15 protein-coding genes and 1 pseudogene are annotated in these 17,003 nt (G+C 65.6%); 12 read left to right on the top strand and 4 right to left on the bottom strand.

Annotation, left to right across the window (positions count from 1 at the left end):
* The first annotated feature begins 1 nt into the window (after nucleotide 1).
* From AYJ54_RS09675 to AYJ54_RS09660, 4 genes are read left to right on the top strand one after another with little or no spacing between them, the layout of a single operon-like run.
* Nucleotides 2-928 carry an ABC transporter permease gene (locus AYJ54_RS09675; RefSeq protein ID WP_063698671.1) on the top strand — a complete coding sequence of 309 codons (927 nt, stop codon included), beginning with the start codon at nucleotides 2-4 and terminating at the stop codon, nucleotides 926-928.
* 24 nt (nucleotides 929-952) lie between these two features.
* The gene (biuH, locus tag AYJ54_RS09670) at nucleotides 953-1,636 is read left to right on the top strand and encodes a biuret amidohydrolase (protein ID WP_063698670.1); all 684 of its coding nucleotides are present in this window, start codon (nucleotides 953-955) and stop codon (nucleotides 1,634-1,636) included.
* Nucleotides 1,633-3,165 carry an ABC transporter ATP-binding protein gene (locus AYJ54_RS09665; RefSeq protein ID WP_063698668.1) on the top strand — a complete coding sequence of 511 codons (1,533 nt, stop codon included), beginning with the start codon at nucleotides 1,633-1,635 and terminating at the stop codon, nucleotides 3,163-3,165. Before biuH ends, AYJ54_RS09665 begins: the two co-directional genes overlap by 4 nt.
* A gap of 13 nt (nucleotides 3,166-3,178) precedes the next feature.
* Complete coding sequence (locus AYJ54_RS09660) at nucleotides 3,179-3,664, top strand: nucleoside deaminase (RefSeq protein ID WP_063698666.1); 486 nt, start codon at nucleotides 3,179-3,181, stop codon at nucleotides 3,662-3,664.
* A 227-nt stretch (nucleotides 3,665-3,891) separates the two neighbouring features.
* Here AYJ54_RS09660 and AYJ54_RS09655 read toward each other — a convergent pair whose 3' ends face one another.
* Nucleotides 3,892-4,998, bottom strand: coding sequence for a hypothetical protein (locus AYJ54_RS09655; RefSeq protein ID WP_063698664.1), 1,107 nt, complete (start codon nucleotides 4,996-4,998; stop codon nucleotides 3,892-3,894).
* Nucleotides 4,999-5,029: 31 nt separating this feature from the next.
* On the opposite strand from AYJ54_RS09655, the gene AYJ54_RS09650 reads away from it, so the two are divergent.
* The 6 genes and pseudogenes from AYJ54_RS09650 (at nucleotide 5,030) to AYJ54_RS09630 (ending at nucleotide 10,267) form a co-directional block, all read left to right on the top strand.
* A complete protein-coding gene (locus tag AYJ54_RS09650; RefSeq protein ID WP_136623572.1) occupies nucleotides 5,030-5,434 on the top strand; it encodes a hypothetical protein in 405 nt (134 codons plus the stop codon).
* Nucleotides 5,435-5,564: 130 nt separating this feature from the next.
* Nucleotides 5,565-6,336 (top strand): annotated as a pseudogene (locus tag AYJ54_RS52160) (ATP-binding cassette domain-containing protein); the annotation flags it as partial.
* 1 nt (nucleotide 6,337) lies between these two features.
* On the top strand, nucleotides 6,338-7,135 hold a 798-nt coding region (locus tag AYJ54_RS52155; protein WP_245328954.1), incomplete at its 5' end, for an ATP-binding cassette domain-containing protein.
* Nucleotides 7,119-8,210, top strand: coding sequence for an ABC transporter permease (locus AYJ54_RS09640; protein ID WP_063698660.1), 1,092 nt, complete (start codon nucleotides 7,119-7,121; stop codon nucleotides 8,208-8,210). The genes AYJ54_RS52155 and AYJ54_RS09640, both read left to right, overlap by 17 nt.
* Nucleotides 8,197-9,114 carry an ABC transporter permease gene (locus AYJ54_RS09635; protein WP_063698658.1) on the top strand — a complete coding sequence of 306 codons (918 nt, stop codon included), beginning with the start codon at nucleotides 8,197-8,199 and terminating at the stop codon, nucleotides 9,112-9,114. The genes AYJ54_RS09640 and AYJ54_RS09635 overlap by 14 nt, the downstream gene beginning before the upstream one ends.
* A 76-nt stretch (nucleotides 9,115-9,190) precedes the next feature.
* Entirely contained in the window at nucleotides 9,191-10,267 is a 1,077-nt protein-coding gene (locus AYJ54_RS09630; RefSeq protein WP_063698656.1) for a BMP family ABC transporter substrate-binding protein, read from the top strand.
* Between the two features lie 95 nt (nucleotides 10,268-10,362).
* On the opposite strand, the gene AYJ54_RS09625 is transcribed toward AYJ54_RS09630, so the two are convergent.
* Complete coding sequence (locus tag AYJ54_RS09625) at nucleotides 10,363-11,712, bottom strand: 8-oxoguanine deaminase (RefSeq protein WP_063698654.1); 1,350 nt, start codon at nucleotides 11,710-11,712, stop codon at nucleotides 10,363-10,365.
* A gap of 150 nt (nucleotides 11,713-11,862) precedes the next feature.
* Between AYJ54_RS09625 and AYJ54_RS09620 the strand changes: the two genes are divergently transcribed.
* Together AYJ54_RS09620 and AYJ54_RS09615 are read left to right on the top strand one after the other, a co-directional pair.
* Nucleotides 11,863-12,690: an FAD binding domain-containing protein gene (locus tag AYJ54_RS09620; RefSeq protein WP_063698727.1), complete on the top strand. Its 828-nt coding sequence runs from the start codon at nucleotides 11,863-11,865 to the stop codon at nucleotides 12,688-12,690.
* On the top strand, nucleotides 12,687-15,413 hold the full coding sequence (locus AYJ54_RS09615; protein ID WP_063698652.1) for a molybdopterin-dependent oxidoreductase: 2,727 nt from the start codon (nucleotides 12,687-12,689) through the stop codon (nucleotides 15,411-15,413). Before AYJ54_RS09620 ends, AYJ54_RS09615 begins: the two co-directional genes overlap by 4 nt.
* On the opposite strand, the gene uraD is transcribed toward AYJ54_RS09615, so the two are convergent.
* Both uraD and AYJ54_RS09605 read right to left on the bottom strand, forming a co-directional pair.
* Complete coding sequence (uraD, locus tag AYJ54_RS09610; protein ID WP_063698651.1) at nucleotides 15,410-16,297, bottom strand: 2-oxo-4-hydroxy-4-carboxy-5-ureidoimidazoline decarboxylase; 888 nt, start codon at nucleotides 16,295-16,297, stop codon at nucleotides 15,410-15,412. The two genes, AYJ54_RS09615 and uraD, sit on opposite strands and share 4 nt — an antisense overlap.
* A gap of 7 nt (nucleotides 16,298-16,304) precedes the next feature.
* Nucleotides 16,305-17,003: polysaccharide deacetylase family protein (locus AYJ54_RS09605; protein WP_063698649.1), on the bottom strand; the 699-nt coding region annotated here is incomplete at its 5' end.

The following is a 17,003-nucleotide window of genomic DNA, read 5'->3' as shown; positions in this document are numbered from 1 at the left end:
GATGGCAGACGGATCGATCGGACTCTGGACCGTGCCGCTCGCCGTGCTCGGCGGCGCCATTCGCGTCTCCACACCGTTCCTGTTCGTGAGCCTAGGGGAATGCATCACCGAGCGTTCGGGGCGCATCAATCTCGGTCTCGAGGGCACGCTGGTGATGGGCGCGATGAGCGCCTATGGCATCTCCTATCTCTCGGGCTCACCGTGGCTCGGCGTGCTCGCGGCCGGCATCACCGGCGCGCTGTTGGGGGCGCTGCATGCCGGCATCTGCTCGCTGCCGCGCGTCAATGACGTCGCGGTCGGCATCGCCCTGATGCTGTTCGGCACCGGGCTTGCCTTCTATCTCGGCAAACCGCTGATCGAGCCCACCGCGCCGCGCCTGCCGGCGATCGATTTCGGCTGGTGGAGTGATATCCCGCAGGTGCGCGCGGCACTCCGCGTCAACGTCCTCTTCCTGATCGGCGTCGCCCTCGCACCAGTTCTCTACTGGGCCTTCCGCACCACGCGCTGGGGCCTCCTGATCCGCACGGCCGGCGAGAGCTCCGATGCCGCGCGCGCGATGGGCCACTCCGTCCTGCTGATCCGCCTGCGCGCGACCATGGTCGGCGGCTTCCTCGCCGGCATCGGTGGCTCCTTCCTGTCGCTGTTCTATCCCGGAAGCTGGAACGAGGGCCTGTCGTCGGGCCAGGGCATCACGGCCGTGGCCCTGGTGATCTTCGCGCGCTGGGATCCGCTGCTCTGCCTGTGGGCCTCGCTCGCCTTCGGCGGCGCCGCGGCGCTGGGCCCGGCGCTGCAGTCGGTCGGCGTCACCTCCGGCTATCACCTCTTCAACGCCGCGCCCTACATCCTGACGCTGGCGATCATGATCATCACTTGCTCGCCGAAGCGGACGCTGACCGGTGCCCCCGCTGAACTCTCGATCACACGGTAATCCTGCGCATCAACGAGGTCGTCCATGCCCGAGCGCTACGTCAAGTCCGAGCCCTACGCCTGGCCCTACAACGGCGACCTCTGCCCTGCGAACACCGCACTCGTCATCATCGACATGCAGACCGATTTCTGCGGCGTCGGCGGCTATGTCGACAAGATGGGCTATGATCTCTCGCTGACGCGGGCGCCGATCGAGCCTATCAAGAAACTGCTCGCCGTGATGCGCAAGCAGGGTTTCCACATCATCCATACCCGCGAAGGCCACCGCCCCGATCTCTCCGACCTGCCCGCCAACAAGCGCTGGCGCTCGCGCCAGATCGGCGCCGGCATCGGCGATCCCGGCCCCTGCGGCCGCATCCTGGTGCGCGGCGAGCCCGGCTGGGAGATCATCCCGGAGCTGGCGCCGCTGCCGGGCGAGCCCGTCATCGACAAGCCCGGCAAGGGCTCGTTCTGCGCCACCGACCTGGAGCTGATCCTGCGCGTGCGCGGCATCGAGAACGTCGTGCTCGCGGGCATCACCACCGACGTCTGCGTCCACACCACCATGCGCGAGGCCAATGATCGCGGCTTTGAATGCGTGCTGCTGCACGACTGCTGCGGCGCGACCGACAAGAGCAACCACGATCACGCGCTCAAGATGATCAAGATGCAGGGCGGCGTGTTCGGCGCGGTGTCGACCTCCGATGCCCTGATCGGAGCGATCTCGTGATCATCGGCGAGACGCCCCCGCCATCGGGCGCCTTCGGCGTCGACGCCATCGCCATGACCATGCGCTTCGGCGACTTCCTGGCGCTGGACAATGTCGAGCTGAAGGTGCGCCCGGGCTCCTTCCACGCGCTGCTTGGCGAGAACGGCGCCGGCAAGTCGACACTCGTCAAATGCATCATGGGCTACTACCATGCGACCGAGGGCGACATCCTCGTCGGCGGCCGCGAGCAGGCGATCAGCAATCCGAAGGATGCCCACGCGCTCGGCCTCGGCATGGTCTACCAGCATTTCACGCTAGTGCCGGCCATGACAGTCGCCGAAAATCTCGTGCTGGCGCGCGACGATGTGCCGGCCGTGGTGAACTGGCCCAAGGAAATGAAGGAGCTCGAGGTGTTCCTGGCCCGCATGCCCTTCAAGGTGCCGCTTGGCGCAAGGGTCTCCGACATCTCCGCCGGCGAACGTCAGAAATGCGAGATACTCAAGCAGCTCTACCTGAAGCGCCGCTTCCTGATTCTGGACGAGCCGACCTCGGTGCTGACACCCGCGGAGGCCGACGAGGTGCTCGGCATGCTCCGCGACATGGTGGTCAAGGGCGAGCTGACCATTTTGATGATCACGCATAAATTCCGCGAGGTCATGGCCTTCGCTGACGACGTCACCATCCTGCGCCGCGGCAAGCTCGCCGGAGCCGGCAAGGTTTCCGAGCTGACGCCGGATGCGATGGCGCGCACCATGATCGGCGCCGAGGAGCTGACGGTGCAGCCGCCGCGCACCGGCGAAGCCGGGAAGGCGCGGCTCGAGCTGGCGAAGATCCGCGCCCTCGACGATGCCGGCGCCATCGCCGTGCATGACGTCTCACTCACGGTGCGTGCCGGCGAGATCGTCGGCATCGCCGGCGTCTCCGGCAACGGCCAGCGCCAGCTCGTCGAGGTCCTCGCTGGTCAGCGCGAGGCCGAGAGCGGCGAGATCCGCGTTGCCGGCGATCCCTATCACGCCAGCCGCGAGGAGATGCGCCGACACAGGATGTCGCTCCTGCCCGAGGAGCCGCTAAAAAACGCCTGCGTCGGCGGCATGAGCGTCGCCGACAACATCGCCTTCCGCGAATTCGACCGTCAGCCCTTCGCCAGCGCCGGCTGGTGGCTCAACCGCAGCGCCTTCCGCGACGACGCGAAGAAGAAGATCGGCCAGTACAAGATCAAGACCCGCACGCCGGAGATGCCGATCTCGGCGCTGTCGGGCGGCAACGTGCAGCGCGCCGTGCTCGCCCGCGAGCTCGCCGGCGACGTCGAGGTGCTGATCGCCGCCAATCCCTGCTTCGGCCTGGACTTCGCGGCGGTGGCGCAGATCCACGCCGAGATCATGGCCGCGCGCAATCGCGGCGCCGCCGTGCTGCTGGTCAGCGAGGACCTCGACGAACTGCTCGAGCTGTCCGACCGATTGGTGGTCATGTTCCACGGCGAATTCGTGTATGAAGCACGAACCAGCGAAGCCGATCTGACGGTGGTCGGCCGTCACATGGCGGGACATTGACCGCGGAGCATCGATGAGCGGCGCCTCGGAACGCGACCAGCACTTCTTGCGTTTGTCCTTCGCGGTCGCCCGCCGCTCCCTCACCCATGGCAACCATCCGTTTGGCTGCGTCGTGGTCGATGCGGACGGCAACGTGCTGATCGAGACCGAGAACGGCTACATGCCCGAGCACGACGGCACTGCGCATGCCGAACGCCTGGCGGCCACGCAGGCCTGCCGCACGCTCAGCCGCGAGGTGCTGGCGAAAGCCACGCTCTATTCTTCCGCCGAGCCCTGCGCCATGTGCGCCGGCGCGATCTACTGGGCCGGCATCGGCCGCGTCGTCTACGGCCTCGGCGAGCACCGCCTGCGCGGCCTCACCGGCAACCATCCCGAAAATCCCACGCTCGACCTGCCGTGCCGCGAAGTCTTTACCAGCGGCCAGCGACCGACGGAGGTTGTCGGCCCGCTGCTCGAAGACGAGGCCGAAGCGCTGCACGAGGGCGTGTGGACGAAATAGGCCGCCATGCAAGGTACGTTCCGTCGCCCCGCTCTTGCGGGGAGAGGGTTGGGGTGAGGGGCTGCTTCCGCAAACGCGGTGAGAGTTGGACTCGCGGAGACTCCCCTCACCCGAATTCGAGCTTTGCTCGAATTCGACCTCTCCCCGCAAGCGGAGCGAGGTGAAGAAAGCAGGATGGCGCCGCGCATTCCCGCGCGACGCCATCCTTCTGAGCGCCCTTCCGCCGATCAGAACTTTACAGTGATACCACCATAGACCGTCGATTCCGTGCAGCTCTTCGTGCTCTGGCCGGTCGCGGCGACCGTGCAGACGCCAGGCATGGCGTTGTGGTCGAGGCCGAACTTGTTCTGCCAGTAGCGATAGGCAACCCAGAGGTCGACGAAGTGCGAGTACTTGTCACCCCAGGCCGCCTTCGAAGCGTCGAAGGTCAAACGGATCGGCTCGCTGTTCAGCTCGGTCTTTGACGCCGTGGAGAAGCGCCCGACACCCGAGAGCGCAGGTAGGCTGTTCGAATCGCCCTTCGGGCCGTACCAGCCGGCGCGGCCGCTGATCGACCAGAACTGCATGCTCGGCGGCACGAAGCCGAGGTCCATGTAGTAATTGATTTCGACGGCCCAGGTCGGGTTGTAGCTGACATTGCCGTCGGAGTTACAGGTCACGCCCGGCACGCCCGGTCCGAACAGGCCGCACTGAGTGAAGGCGTTGTGGTTCGAGAACTCCCAGTACATCAACGGCGCGACGTTGATGTAGCCCTTGTAGGGAAGGTCGAAGGCGAACTGCAGACCGGCGACGACGTCGCGCTTGGCCGGCGCGAGGAAGGTGTTCTCGCTGTTGCCGTCCATACCGACTTCGAACGAGATGTTGTGCAGCGGCCCCATGGTGAAGGCCTTGGTGTTGAACAGCTCGTTCCAGCCGAAGGTCGAGCGGAACAGGCCGTAGATTTCGGTGGCGCCCGCGCAGTCGCCGGCACCGCCGGTGATGGTCACGCCCGGCGCGGTACAGGGCGACGCGGGGTCGTTGTGGCCCGACTTGAACATCGAGATGGTGAAGAAGTTGGTGCCGTAGGCCCAAAGGTCGAAGTGGGTGAAGGAATAGACCTGCTTGGCGGTGGTGCCGTTGATGCTGCCGTTCGGATTGACGCTCCACATGCCGGGATCGGTGCCCTTCGGCATCCAGGAGAACGTCACGCGGTTGTCGATCACGAGGAAGAACGGAAGATCCGGGGCCTTCTTTGCTGCCTTCACCGGCAGATCCGCCGCCTGAGCCAGGCCGCCATTGGCCAGCGTAGCAATTGTCAGCGCCGTTGCTGCAATTGCCTTGAGACGAAACGACATCCTCAATACCCCCATGTTTTGACAAACCGAAATGAACGCCCTTGCGACACTTGCGCCTATCTCCCGGAGTGAGAAGCCTCATCTTTTTCCATGGCGTGCCGTATGTTTCGGCAGCACGCAGCTCTCCATATTGGATTTTGCGGGGGTCGCGAGCGCAGCCTGCGCGCGCGGAGTGCGCGGTCATTGCCAGACATTCCCGTTTGGTATTGCTGGGCTTTTCTCCGCGTCACACGACGCATCGATCGCGCGATGCGGCGATCGCATTCGCGTCGTGGCGTTGCATACAGGGATCACGGTGCTGCTGCTCAACTTCTCGTCAAGCCTGCACAGCGGGTTCCGATTTGGTTTGAACCGTCACAAATTTGCAACAGGCGCTGTCCTTGCGGCGATCGCGGCAGCCGTCCAGACGACGACTGCGGCGCTTGCCACGCCCTGACATGGACACGACTCACGAACGCCAGTGCCTGCCGAAGCGTTGAGCAAGGGATGACGCTTTTTCACACCTTACGCGGCGGTTCAAACTGGCCCACAATTGAGGCACCTCACTCCATCCAAGCGTGTAGCGCATGTTAGATCCGACGCCCAATGGCCTGCATTCCGGCGAACCACCGCTGCTCGGGACGATCGGGCTCACCAAGCGCTATGGCGATTTCCTCGCCAACGACGCCATCGACATCGATATCTGGCCCCGGGAGATTCACGCGCTGCTCGGCGAGAACGGCGCCGGCAAGTCGACGCTGGTCAAGGCAATCTATGGGCTGATCCAGCCCAGCGCGGGCGAAATCCGCTGGCAGGGGCAGCCGATCGTCCTGTCCGGTCCGTCGGAAGCGCGCAGCCGCGGCATCGGGATGGTGTTCCAGCATTTCTCGCTGTTCGACAATCTCACGGTCGCGGAGAATGTCGCGCTCGGCCTCGACGGCAAGGAATCCTTCAAGGACATGTCGGCGCGGCTGGAGCAGGTGTCGAAGACCTACGGCCTTCCGCTCGATCCCCGGCGCGAGGTCTGGCAATTGTCGGTCGGCGAACGCCAGCGCATCGAGATCGTCCGCGCACTGATGCAGGATCCGAAATTCCTGATCCTGGACGAGCCCACCGCGGTGCTGACGCCGCAGGAAGCCGATCAGCTCTTCACCGTGCTGGAACGGCTCAGGGCCGAAGGCCGCGCCATCCTCTACATCAGCCACAAGCTCGACGAGGTGAAGCGGCTCTGCGACACCGCCACGATCCTGCGTGGCGGCAGGAAGGTTGCAACATGCAACCCTCGGCTCGAGACCGCGGCCTCGCTCGCGCGCATGATGGTGGGCAGCGAGATCAAGGAGGTGAAGGCCGCGGCGGGCCNCAGACCACGGTGCCGCGGCTGGTCGTCAACGACCTCTCGATGGCGCCAGCCGAGGCGCACGGAGTGCGGCTCGACCATATCTCGTTCGAACTGAAGGGCGGTGAAATCCTGGGCATCGCCGGCGTCGCCGGCAACGGTCAGGACGAGATGTTCGCCGCGCTCTCCGGTGAACGACTATCGAAGGACCCGGGCACGGTGGTGATCGAGGGCATCGCCGCCGGCCATCTCTCGATCACCGGGCGGCGCAAGCTGGGCGCGGCGTTCGTGCCCGAGGAGCGGCTCGGCCACGGCACCGCGCCGCGCATGAAATTGTCCGAGAACGCGCTGCTCACCGGTCACGCCGCAAGCGGCATGGTTCGTCACGGCTTCATCGACACCGCAGCGACGCTGGAGACGGTCGACAAAGCGACCGAGACGTTCGACGTGCGCAAGGCCAAGCGTGATCCGGAAGCCGCGAGCCTCTCCGGCGGCAATCTGCAGAAATTCATCGTCGGCCGCGAGATCCTGCGCAACCCGGCGGTGCTGGTGGTGAACCAGCCGACCTGGGGCGTCGACGCCGGTGCCGCCGCGGTCATCCGCCAGGCGCTGCTTGATCTGGCGGCAGCGGGCGCAGCCGTTCTGGTAACCAGCCAGGACCTCGATGAGCTCGTCGAAATCACCGACCGCATCGCGGTGATGTTCCACGGACGCCTGTCGGTGCCGCTGCCCACCCGCGAAGCCACGCGCGAAAAACTCGGCCTGTTGATGGGCGGCAGCAGTCTCGAGCCGAAGGAGGCCGCGCATGCAGCTGGTGCTTGAGAAGCGCGCCGAGCGCTCCAACACGATCGCGCTGATCTCGCCCCTGATTGCGATCGGGCTGACGATCGTGACCATGGTGATCCTGTTCGCGATCCTGGGCAAGAATCCGCTGCTCGCGCTTGATGCCTATTTCATCGCACCGCTGACCGATGGCTATTCACTTCAGGAGATCGCGGTGAAGGCGACGCCGCTGGTGATGATCGCGATCGGGCTGTCACTCTGCTATCTCGCCAATGCCTGGAACATCGGCGCCGAAGGGCAATTCCTCATCGGCGCGGTCGCCGGAAGCTGGATCGCAGTGAAGACGCAAGGCACCGACGCCGGCGCCTGGGTGCTGCCGGCCATGCTGCTGCTCGCTGCAGCCGCGGGCGCGCTCTATGCGCTGATCCCGGCAATCTGCAAGGTGAGGTTCGGCGCCAGCGAAATCCTCACCAGCCTGATGCTGGTCTATGTCGCTGACCTTTTCCTCGACTACCTCGTGCGCGGTCCCTGGCGCGATCCGCACGGCTTCAACTTCCCGACCACGGCGGAATTCGATCCCGTCGCGACGGTCCCGCTCCTGATCGACGGCGGCCGGCTGCATCTCGGTTCGATCATCGCGCTGCTGGTCGTCGCGGCAGCGGCGATCCTGCTCGGGCGCACCATCAAGGGATTCGAGATCCGTATGGTCGGCGCGGCGCCGCGCGCGGCGCGGTTCGGCGGCTTCAATGCCAACCAGCTGGTCATCCTGACCTTCGCGGTCTCAGGCGCGCTGGCGGGCCTCGCCGGCATCATCGAGGTCGCGGGCCCGGTTGGGCATCTCCAGCCCGGCATCTCGCCCGGCTACGGCTTTACCGCGATCATCGTCGCCTTCCTCGGCCGACTGAACCCGATTGGAATATTAATTGCAGGCCTTTTCCTCGCATTGACCTTTATCGGCGGCGAGCAGGCGCAGATCGCAATGAAGATCCCGTTGGATGTCACCAAGGTTTTCCAGGGCATTCTGCTGTTCTACGTACTCGCCTGCGACTCCCTCATTCTCTACCGATTCCGGCTGGTGTTTCCGAACCGTCAGGTGGCCCGTGGAACTGGTTGAAGCCATCATCCTGTCGGTGCTCGCCGCCTCGACGCCGCTCCTGATCGCGGCAACCGGCGAGCTCGTCACCGAGCGCTCCGGCGTCCTCAATCTCGGTGTCGAGGGCATGATGATCATGGGCGCCGCCTGCGGTTTTGCCGGCGCCTGGCTGACGGGCTCGATTCTAATCGGCGCGCTCTGCGGCATCGCCGCGGGCACGCTGATGTCACTGGTCTTTGCGCTGATGGCGCTCGGGCTCGCCGTCAACCAGGTCGCGACGGGCCTTGCGCTGACCATCCTTGGCATCGGCCTCTCCGGATTGATCGGTGCCGGCTTCGTCGGTGAGCGCATCACGCCGGCGGCGCACCTCTACATTCCCGGCCTCACCGACATCCCGCTGATCGGCCACGTGCCGTTCGGCGAAGATGCCTTCGTCTATCTCTCGCTGGCGTTGATCGTAGGCGTCTGGTGGTTCCTGTACCGCACGCGGCCGGGCTTGATCCTGCGCGCCTGCGGCGACAATCACGTCTCCGCGCATGCGCTCGGCTATCCGGTGCTGCGCATCCGCACGCTTGCCGCGATGTTCGGCGGCGCCTGCGCCGGGCTTGCCGGCGCCTATCTGCCGCTCGCCTATACGCCGTTCTTCATTCCCGGCATGACCGCCGGCCGCGGCTGGATCGCGCTGGCGCTGGTCGTGTTCTCGTCCTGGCGTCCGGGTCGGCTCGTCGTCGGTGCTTATCTGTTCGGCGCGGTGACGATTTTGCAGCTGCACGCGCAGGGCTGGGGCGTCGGCATACCCTCGCAATTCATGTCGGCGCTGCCATACCTTGCGACCGTCATCGTTCTGGTCCTGCTCTCCCGCGCGCGCACCGGCGGCTCGACTGCGCCGGCCGCACTCGGCACCGTGTTCGTGCCGGACCGCTGAGCTTTTTTCCGCAGCGTGCGCGATGGGGCGCGCATGTTGCGGATCGTGGCTTTCCCCGACTGTTTGGAGATTGATGATGAGGAAAACACTTCTTGCGCTGGCTGCCGGGCTTCTGCTTGCCGGTAGCGTCGGTGCAGCCTCCGCCGCCGACAAGCTGAAGGTCGGTTTCATTTATCTCGGTCCGATCGGCGATCTCGGCTGGACCTATCAGCACGAGCTGGCGCGCCAGGCGCTGGTGAAGGAACTCGGCGACAAGATCGAGACGACCTATCTCGAGAACGTTCCCGAAGGTCCCGACGCCGAGCGCGCCATCGAGCAGCTCGCCCGCGCCGGCAACAAGCTGATCTTCACCACCTCGTTCGGCTACATGGATCCGACGCTGAAGGTCGCGAAGAGATATCCGAACGTGCATTTCGAGCACGCCACCGGCTACAAGCGCGACAAGAACATGTCGACCTACTCGGCCAAGTGGTACCAGGGCCGCTACATCCAGGGCCTGATCGCGGCCAAGATGTCGAAGTCCGGCGTGCTCGGCTATATCGGCTCGTTCCCGATTCCGGAGGTCGTCTCCGGCATCAACGCGACGATGCTGGCGGCGCAAACCATCAACCCGAACATCAAGGTCAAGATCATCTGGGCCAACACCTGGTTCGATCCCGGCAAGGAAGCCGACGCTGCCAAGGCGCTGATCGACCAGGGCGCCGACATCATCATGCAGCACACGGATTCGCCCGCGGCGATGCAGATCGCCAGCGAGCGCGGCAAGCTCGCCTTTGGTCAGGATTCCGAAATGATCAAGTTCGGACCGAAGACGCAGCTGACCTCGATCCTCGACACCTGGGGCCCCTACTACATCGCCCGCGTCAAGGCCGAGCTCGACGGCACCTGGAAGTCCGAGGACAGCTGGGGCGGGCTCGACAGCCACATGTTCGCGATGGCGCCGTACACCAACATGCCTGACGACGTGAAGAAGATGGCGGAGGATGCCCAGGCCGCGATCACCGCCGGCAAGCTGCATCCGTTCAAGTGCCCGGTCGTTGGGCAGGACGGCAAGGCGGTCGAGTGCAAGGGCGGCGATCACCTCGACGACGGCCAGATCCTCGGCATGAATTTCTACGTCAAGGGCATCGACGACAAGCTTCCGGGCAAGTAGCACGCTTCTTGCTTTAGGAAATTTACCTGCTCCTCCCGGAGGAGGTTCGGAGGGGGTAGCCACAAGCACCCGGCACTTGTGGTTGCCCCCTCTTTCTATCCGGCCTGCATGGCCCGCGCCGCGGCACTGTGGCGGCGGATGAGATCCGCAACATCCAGTCCCGGTATCGCGCCGTCGACAACCGCCCATTTGCCCGAGACCATCACCCGGTCGGCCCGGTGCGCGCCACACAGCACGAGCGCGGCCAGCGGATCGCCGTGGCCAGAGAAGCGCAACTCGTCGAGCTTGAATAGCGCAAGGTCGGCCGCCTTGCCGACGGCGATGTCGCCGAGCTCGGGGCGGCCGACGCAGGCCGCCGAGCCCCTGGTCGCCCAGCGCAGCGCATCCTTGTGGCTGACTTTCATCACGCCGTAGCGCGCCCGTTGCAGCAGGAACGCCGCCCGCACCTCCTGCATCAGGTTGGACGCATCGTTCGACGCGGAACCATCGACACCGAGTCCGATCTCGACGCCGGCCTCCTCCATCTCGCACACCGGGCAGCAGCCGGATGCCAGAAGCTGGTTGCTGCAGGCGCAATGGCTGATGGTGGTCTTCGCTTTGCCGAGCCGCTTCATCTCGTCGGCGTTGAAGAAGATACCGTGCGCGAGCCAGGTCCGTGCGTTGAGCCAGCCGCACTGCTCGAGATAGTCGAGCGGACGGCAGCCATGCATTTGCTGACAGAACTTGTTCTCGTCCTCGGTCTCGGCGAGATGAGTGTGGAGGCGGACGTCGAGCTTGTCGGCGAGATCAGCGGTCGCGCGCATCAGCGACGTCGTCACCGAGAAGGGCGAGCATGGCGCCAGCGCGATCTGCACCATCGCATCCGCACCGCGCTGGTGATGTTTTGCCACCACACGCGCGCTATCTGCGAGAATCGTGTCCTCGTCCTGCACGACGCTGTCCGGCGGCAGGCCGCCATCGCGCTGCGACAGGTTCATCGAGCCGCGCGTGAGCAGCACCCGCACGCCCAGCCGTTTCGCCACTGCAACCTCGATGTCGACGGCATCTTCGAGGCCGGCCGGAAATACGTAGTGATGATCCGTCGTGGTGGTGCAGCCCGAGAGCAGGAGCTCCGACATCGCCACGGTGACGCCGAGCTCCAGCGATTCCGGCGTCAGCTTGGCCCAGACCGGATAGAGCGCCTGGAGCCAGGGAAACAGCTCCCGATCCATCGCCGCTGGCAGCGCCCGCGTCAGCGTCTGGTAAAAATGGTGATGCGTGTTGATGAGGCCGGGCAGAACGACGTGCTCGCCCGCGTCGAACACAGCGACATCCGCGGTCGCAGGCATGCCGCCCGCCGGCACGAGTTCGATGATCCGGCCATCCCTGATCACGATCCCGCGCTCGGCGCCGTCGGCGAGGATGGCCAGGGGATCCCTGATCCAGATCGGCTTTGCGTCGGTCATGATCCGTTTCTCCTCGCGTCCGCTGACGACGGGCCTGCAAGGCAGGGGCCAGCCAGAGCTGCGTCGATGTTGCTACTTGTTGTTGCGACTTGGCGCTGGTCTTGCAAGACTTTCCCGTAGGTAATGCATCCGGTCGAGGCTGGCGTAGCCATGGACTTGAATACCATCACGACTGTGGCCCATCCCGGGAGCCGCGCCCAGCTGCCCGTTTGGACGGCAGGCGATGCTTGGCTCGCGGGCGGCACATGGCTGTTCTCGGAACCGCAGACGCATTTGACGCGACTGATAGATCTCACCGATCTGAAATGGCCGGCACTGACGATCACCGATACACACCTCACGATATCGGCCACATGCACCATCGCACAGCTCGATGCTCTCGTCTGCCCGCCCGGCTGGATCGCGGCGCCGCTGATCAACCAGTGCTGCCGCGCCTTCCTCGCCTCCTTCAAGATCTGGAAGACGGCGACCGTGGGCGGCAATCTCTGCATGTCGCTGCCGGCGGGACCGATGATCTCGCTCACCAGCGCGCTCGACGGTGTCTGCACTATCTGGAAGGCGGGCGGCGGCGAACAGAAGATTCCCGTCGTCGAGTTCGTCACCGGCAACCAGCACAACCGCCTGACGCCCGGCGACCTGCTGCGGCAGATCGATATCCCGCTTGCCGCGCTGAAGCGCCGCTCGGCCTTTCGCCAGATCTCGCTGACGCCCGTCGGCCGTTCGGCGGCGCTTCTGATCGGCAGCCGCGACGCCGACGGCACGCTGACGCTGACGGTGACCGCATCGACGGTGCGTCCGATCCAACTCTCGTTCGCAAAACCGCCCGATCCGAGCGCGCTCCACGCTGCGATCGAGCAGCAGATTACCGAGGAGCTGTACCACGCCGACATCCACGGCAAGCCGTTCTGGCGCAAGCACATGACGCTGCGCCTCGCCGAAGAAATCCGTGGCGAATTGCTTGATATGGCGCGGCCATGAGCTTCGAGATCAACGGCAACCCGTTCTCGCAAACGCCCCGTGCCGGCCAATGCCTGCGCACGTTCCTCCGCGAGCTCGGCCATTTCGGCGCGAAGAAGGGCTGCGATGCCGGTGATTGCGGCGCCTGCACCGTACTGCTCGACGGCGAGCCGGTGCATAGCTGCCTGATCCCGGCCTTCCGCGCCGACGGGCGTGTCGTCACCACGATCGAAGGACTTGGCGGGGAAGCCGGCATGCATCCGATGCAGCAGGCTTTCATCGACGCGCAGGGATTCCAGTGCGGCTTCTGCACCGCCGGCATGATCCTCACATGCGCCTCGCTGAACCAGGCGCAACGCACCGATCTCGGCGCCGCACTGAAGGGCAACATCTGCCGCTGCACGGGCTATCGCTCGATCGAAGACGCACTCGACGGCAGGAACAACATCGACGAGACCGTCGAGCCCGGCGCCGCATTCGGCCGCAGCCTGCCGGCGCCCGCCGGCCCGGACGTCGTGCGCGGCGCGGCGCACTATACCTTCGACACCACGATCGACGGCCTCTTGCACATCAAGCTGCTCCGCTCGCCGCATGCGCACGCCAAAATCGTCGCGATCGACAAATCTGAGGCGCTGAACGTTCCCGGCGTGCATGCGGTGCTGACGCATGAGGACGCGCCGTCGGCGCTGTTCTCGACGGCGCGGCATGAGAAGGACTGGATGGACCCGGATGACACGCGCATCCTCGACGACGTTGTCCGCTTCATCGGGCAGAAGGTCGCCGCGGTCGTCGCCGAGACGGAAGCCGCCGCGGAAGAAGCGTGCCGCCGGCTGAAGGTCGCGTATGACATCCTGCCCGCTGTGATCGATCCTGAGCAGGCGATGGCACCGGGCGCGCCGATCGTCCATCCTGACCGGACAACCGAGAATCGCGTCGCCAACGCCCGGCGCAACATCGTCGCGGAGACGCACGGCGAATTCGGCGACGTCGCCGCCGCCCTGGCCGCCTCCGCCGTCACCTATGAGGACACATTCACGACCCAGCGCGTGCAGCATGCGGCGCTGGAGACCCATGGCGGCCTCGCCTGGTTGGACGAGGTCGGCGTGCTCAACGTCCGCTCCTCGACACAGGTGCCGTTCCTGACCCGGCGCGCGCTGTCGGACATATTTGGCCTTCCCGCCGACAAGGTCCGGGTGTTCTGCGAGCGCGTCGGCGGCGGTTTTGGCGGCAAGCAGGAGATGTTCGTCGAGGACATTTTGGCGCTCGCCGCCCTGAAGACGACGCGCCCCGTCAAGCTCGAGCTCACCCGCGAGGAGCAGTTCATCGCGACCTCGACGCGGCATCCGATGCGGGTTCACATCAAGGCCGGCGCGGACGCGAACGGCAAGCTGACCGCGCTGCAGCTCGACGTGCTCTCCAACACCGGCGCCTACGGCAATCATGCAGGTCCCGTGCTATTCCACGCGGCGGCGGAAAGCATCAGCGTCTACAACTGCCCGAACAAGAAGGTCGACGGCGTCGCCGTGTACACCAACACGGTGCCGGCAGGCGCGTTTCGCGGCTATGGCCTGCCGCAGGCGCTGCTTGCGGTGGAAGCCGCGATCGACGAGCTGGCCATGCAGCTCGGCATCAGCCCTTACGACATGCGCCGCCGGAACATCGTCAAGCCCGGCGATCCCATGCTGTCGCCGACGCCATCCGAATATCACGACGTGTTCTACGGCTCCTACGGGCTCGATCAGTGCCTCGATCTCGTCGAGCGCGCGATGCAGGCGGATAGCCAGCAAACGGACCTGCCGCCGGAGTGGCTGATCGGCGAAGGCATCGCGCTGACCATGATCGACACGGTGCCGCCGGCCGGCCACATCGCTGACGCCATGATCGCGCTGCGCGATGACGGCGGCTTCGACCTCACCGTCGGCACCGCCGAGTTCGGCAACGGTACCAGCACCGTGCATCGTCAGATCGCCGCGACTGCGCTCGCAACCACTGTCGAGGGAATTCGCCTGCGCCAGTCCGATACCGCCCATGGCGGCCACGACACCGGCGCCTATGGCAGTGCCGGCACGTTCGTCGCCGGCAAGGCGACGCACGCCGCCGCCATGCAGCTTGCGGCCGAGCTGAAGACCGCCGCTGCCGGCGCCTGGCTCTGCGATGCAAGGGCTTGCGTACTCGAGGACGGCTGTGTCGTCAGCGGCGTCCGGCGAATGCCGTTCGCGGAGCTGGCGGCGATTGCGCGCGAGCGCGGCCACCCTCTCGCCGCCACCGGCAATTCCAGCGGCACGCCGCGCTCCGTTGCGTTCAATGTGCAGGGGTTTCGCGTGGCCGTGAACAAGGCCACAGGCGAGCTCAGGATTCTGCGCAGCGTGCAGGCGGCGGATGCGGGCCGCGTCGCCAACCCCATACAGTGCCGCGGCCAGGTCGAGGGCGGCGTGGCACAGGCGCTCGGCGCGGCACTCTACGAGGAGATGGTGATCGACGCGGACGGCCGCGTCACCAACCCGAGATTTCGCGACTACCACCTGCCCTCGCTCGCCGACGTCCCGCGCACCGAGGTGCTCTTCGCCGACACGTCCGACTCGATCGGGCCGATGGGTGCGAAGTCGATGAGCGAGAGCCCCTACAACCCCGTCGCGCCGGCGCTCGGCAATGCGATCGCGGACGCGACGGGCATCCGCGTCACCTCGACGCCGTTCAAGCCGGACCGGCTGTTCCCGGCGCTCCACGGGAAGTTTGGATCCTAGCTCCCGCGATAGGTCGCGTAGCTCCAGGGCGTGACCAGCAGCGGCACGTGATAGTGGCCTTCGGGTTCGCTGATCGCAAAGCGCAACGGAATCTCGTCGAGGAACGGCGGATCGGACATCGGCACGCTGCGCTCGGCGTAATACTGGCCCACGCTGAAGCGCAGTTCGTAGCGGCCGATCGGCAGCGGGCGGCCGCCGATCAGCGGCTGGTCGGTGCGGCCATCCGCGTTGGTAACGGCGCGCGCGATGACGCGGCTCTCGCCGAGGCTCGCGAGCTCGACCAGCTCAACCGCAATGCCGGACGCAGGCTTGCCAGCGTGATTGTCGAGCACATGGGTCGAGAGCCGGCCGTGCACCTTGAGCTTGTCATCGGCGGTGACGAGCTGATCCAGCCGCAACGCGGAGATACGGCCGATCTCCTCGATCGCGCGTCGGATCTCGGTTTTGACAATGTTGGGCAACCGCGTTTCGAAGTCGCGCAGGACGGAATCCTTGGTGTGGCGCCGCACGCAGACGATATAGGGAAAGCCAAATTTCGCGCGATAGGCGTTGTTGACCCGCTCGAACGCCGCATATTCGGCGTCCGACAGCCTGTCGAGGCCTGCGCTGTTCTGCTCGGCATTCGACTCGGCGGTGAGCCCCGCCGCGCGCTGGGTCTTGTTGGCGAGGTCGGGATGCGCGCGGATCAGCGCCAACTGGACGTCGGGCTCGGCGCTCTGGATCGCCGCCATCAGCGCGGCGTGCAACTGATTGATACCGGCGAACGGCCGCCGTTCGGCAAGCTGCTCGGCGATCCACGGCGAATATTCGACGACGTTGGCGAGCGCGGCGACAAAGTCCGCCTTGCTTGCGTCATTGAGATCAGCGAGCGAGATTTGCGACATTGCGTCCTCACCCGATCTCGAATGCGTCGGCAGCAAGATGCGCGTGCTTGTCGTGCCAATGCTGCGCGATCTGGAGCCGCGTCGGCACCCAGACGCGCTCGTGCTTGCCGATATAATCGAGAAAACGGATCAGGCCCGCGGCACGGCCCGGACGGCCGGCGAGACGGCAGTGCAGGCCGACCGACATCATCTTCGGTGCGGTCTCGCCTTCGGCGTAGAGCACGTCGAAGGCATCCTTCAGGTAGGTGAAGAACTGCTCGCCTTCGGCAAATCCTTGCGCGTTGATGAAGCGCATATCGTTGGCATCGAGCGTGTAGGGAATGATGAGCTGCTTGCCGCTCGCGCCCTTCACCCAATAGGGCAGATCATCGGCATAGGAGTCGCAGAGATAGAGGAAGCCGCCTTCTTCCATCAGGAGCCGGTTGGTGTTGATCGAGGAACGGCCGGTGTACCAGCCGAGCGGGCGCGAACCGGTGGCTTCGGTGTGGACGCGGATCGCTTCCGCGATCTCGGCCCGCTCCTGCGCGTCGGTCATGTCCTTGTGCTCGATCCATTTGAGGCTGTGGCTGGCGATATCCCAGTCTGCCTCCTTCATGGCGGCGACGATTTCCGGATTGCGCTTCAGCGCGGTGGCAACGCCGAACACGGTCGTTGGCCACTTCCGTTCGTTGAACATCCGCCACAGCCGCCAGAAGCCGGCGCGCGA

It is taken from the genome of Bradyrhizobium centrolobii (genome assembly GCF_001641635.1).
In the GTDB taxonomy this organism is placed as follows: Bacteria; Pseudomonadota; Alphaproteobacteria; order Rhizobiales; family Xanthobacteraceae; genus Bradyrhizobium; species Bradyrhizobium centrolobii.
This window is presented reverse-complemented; position numbering and strand designations above follow the sequence as displayed.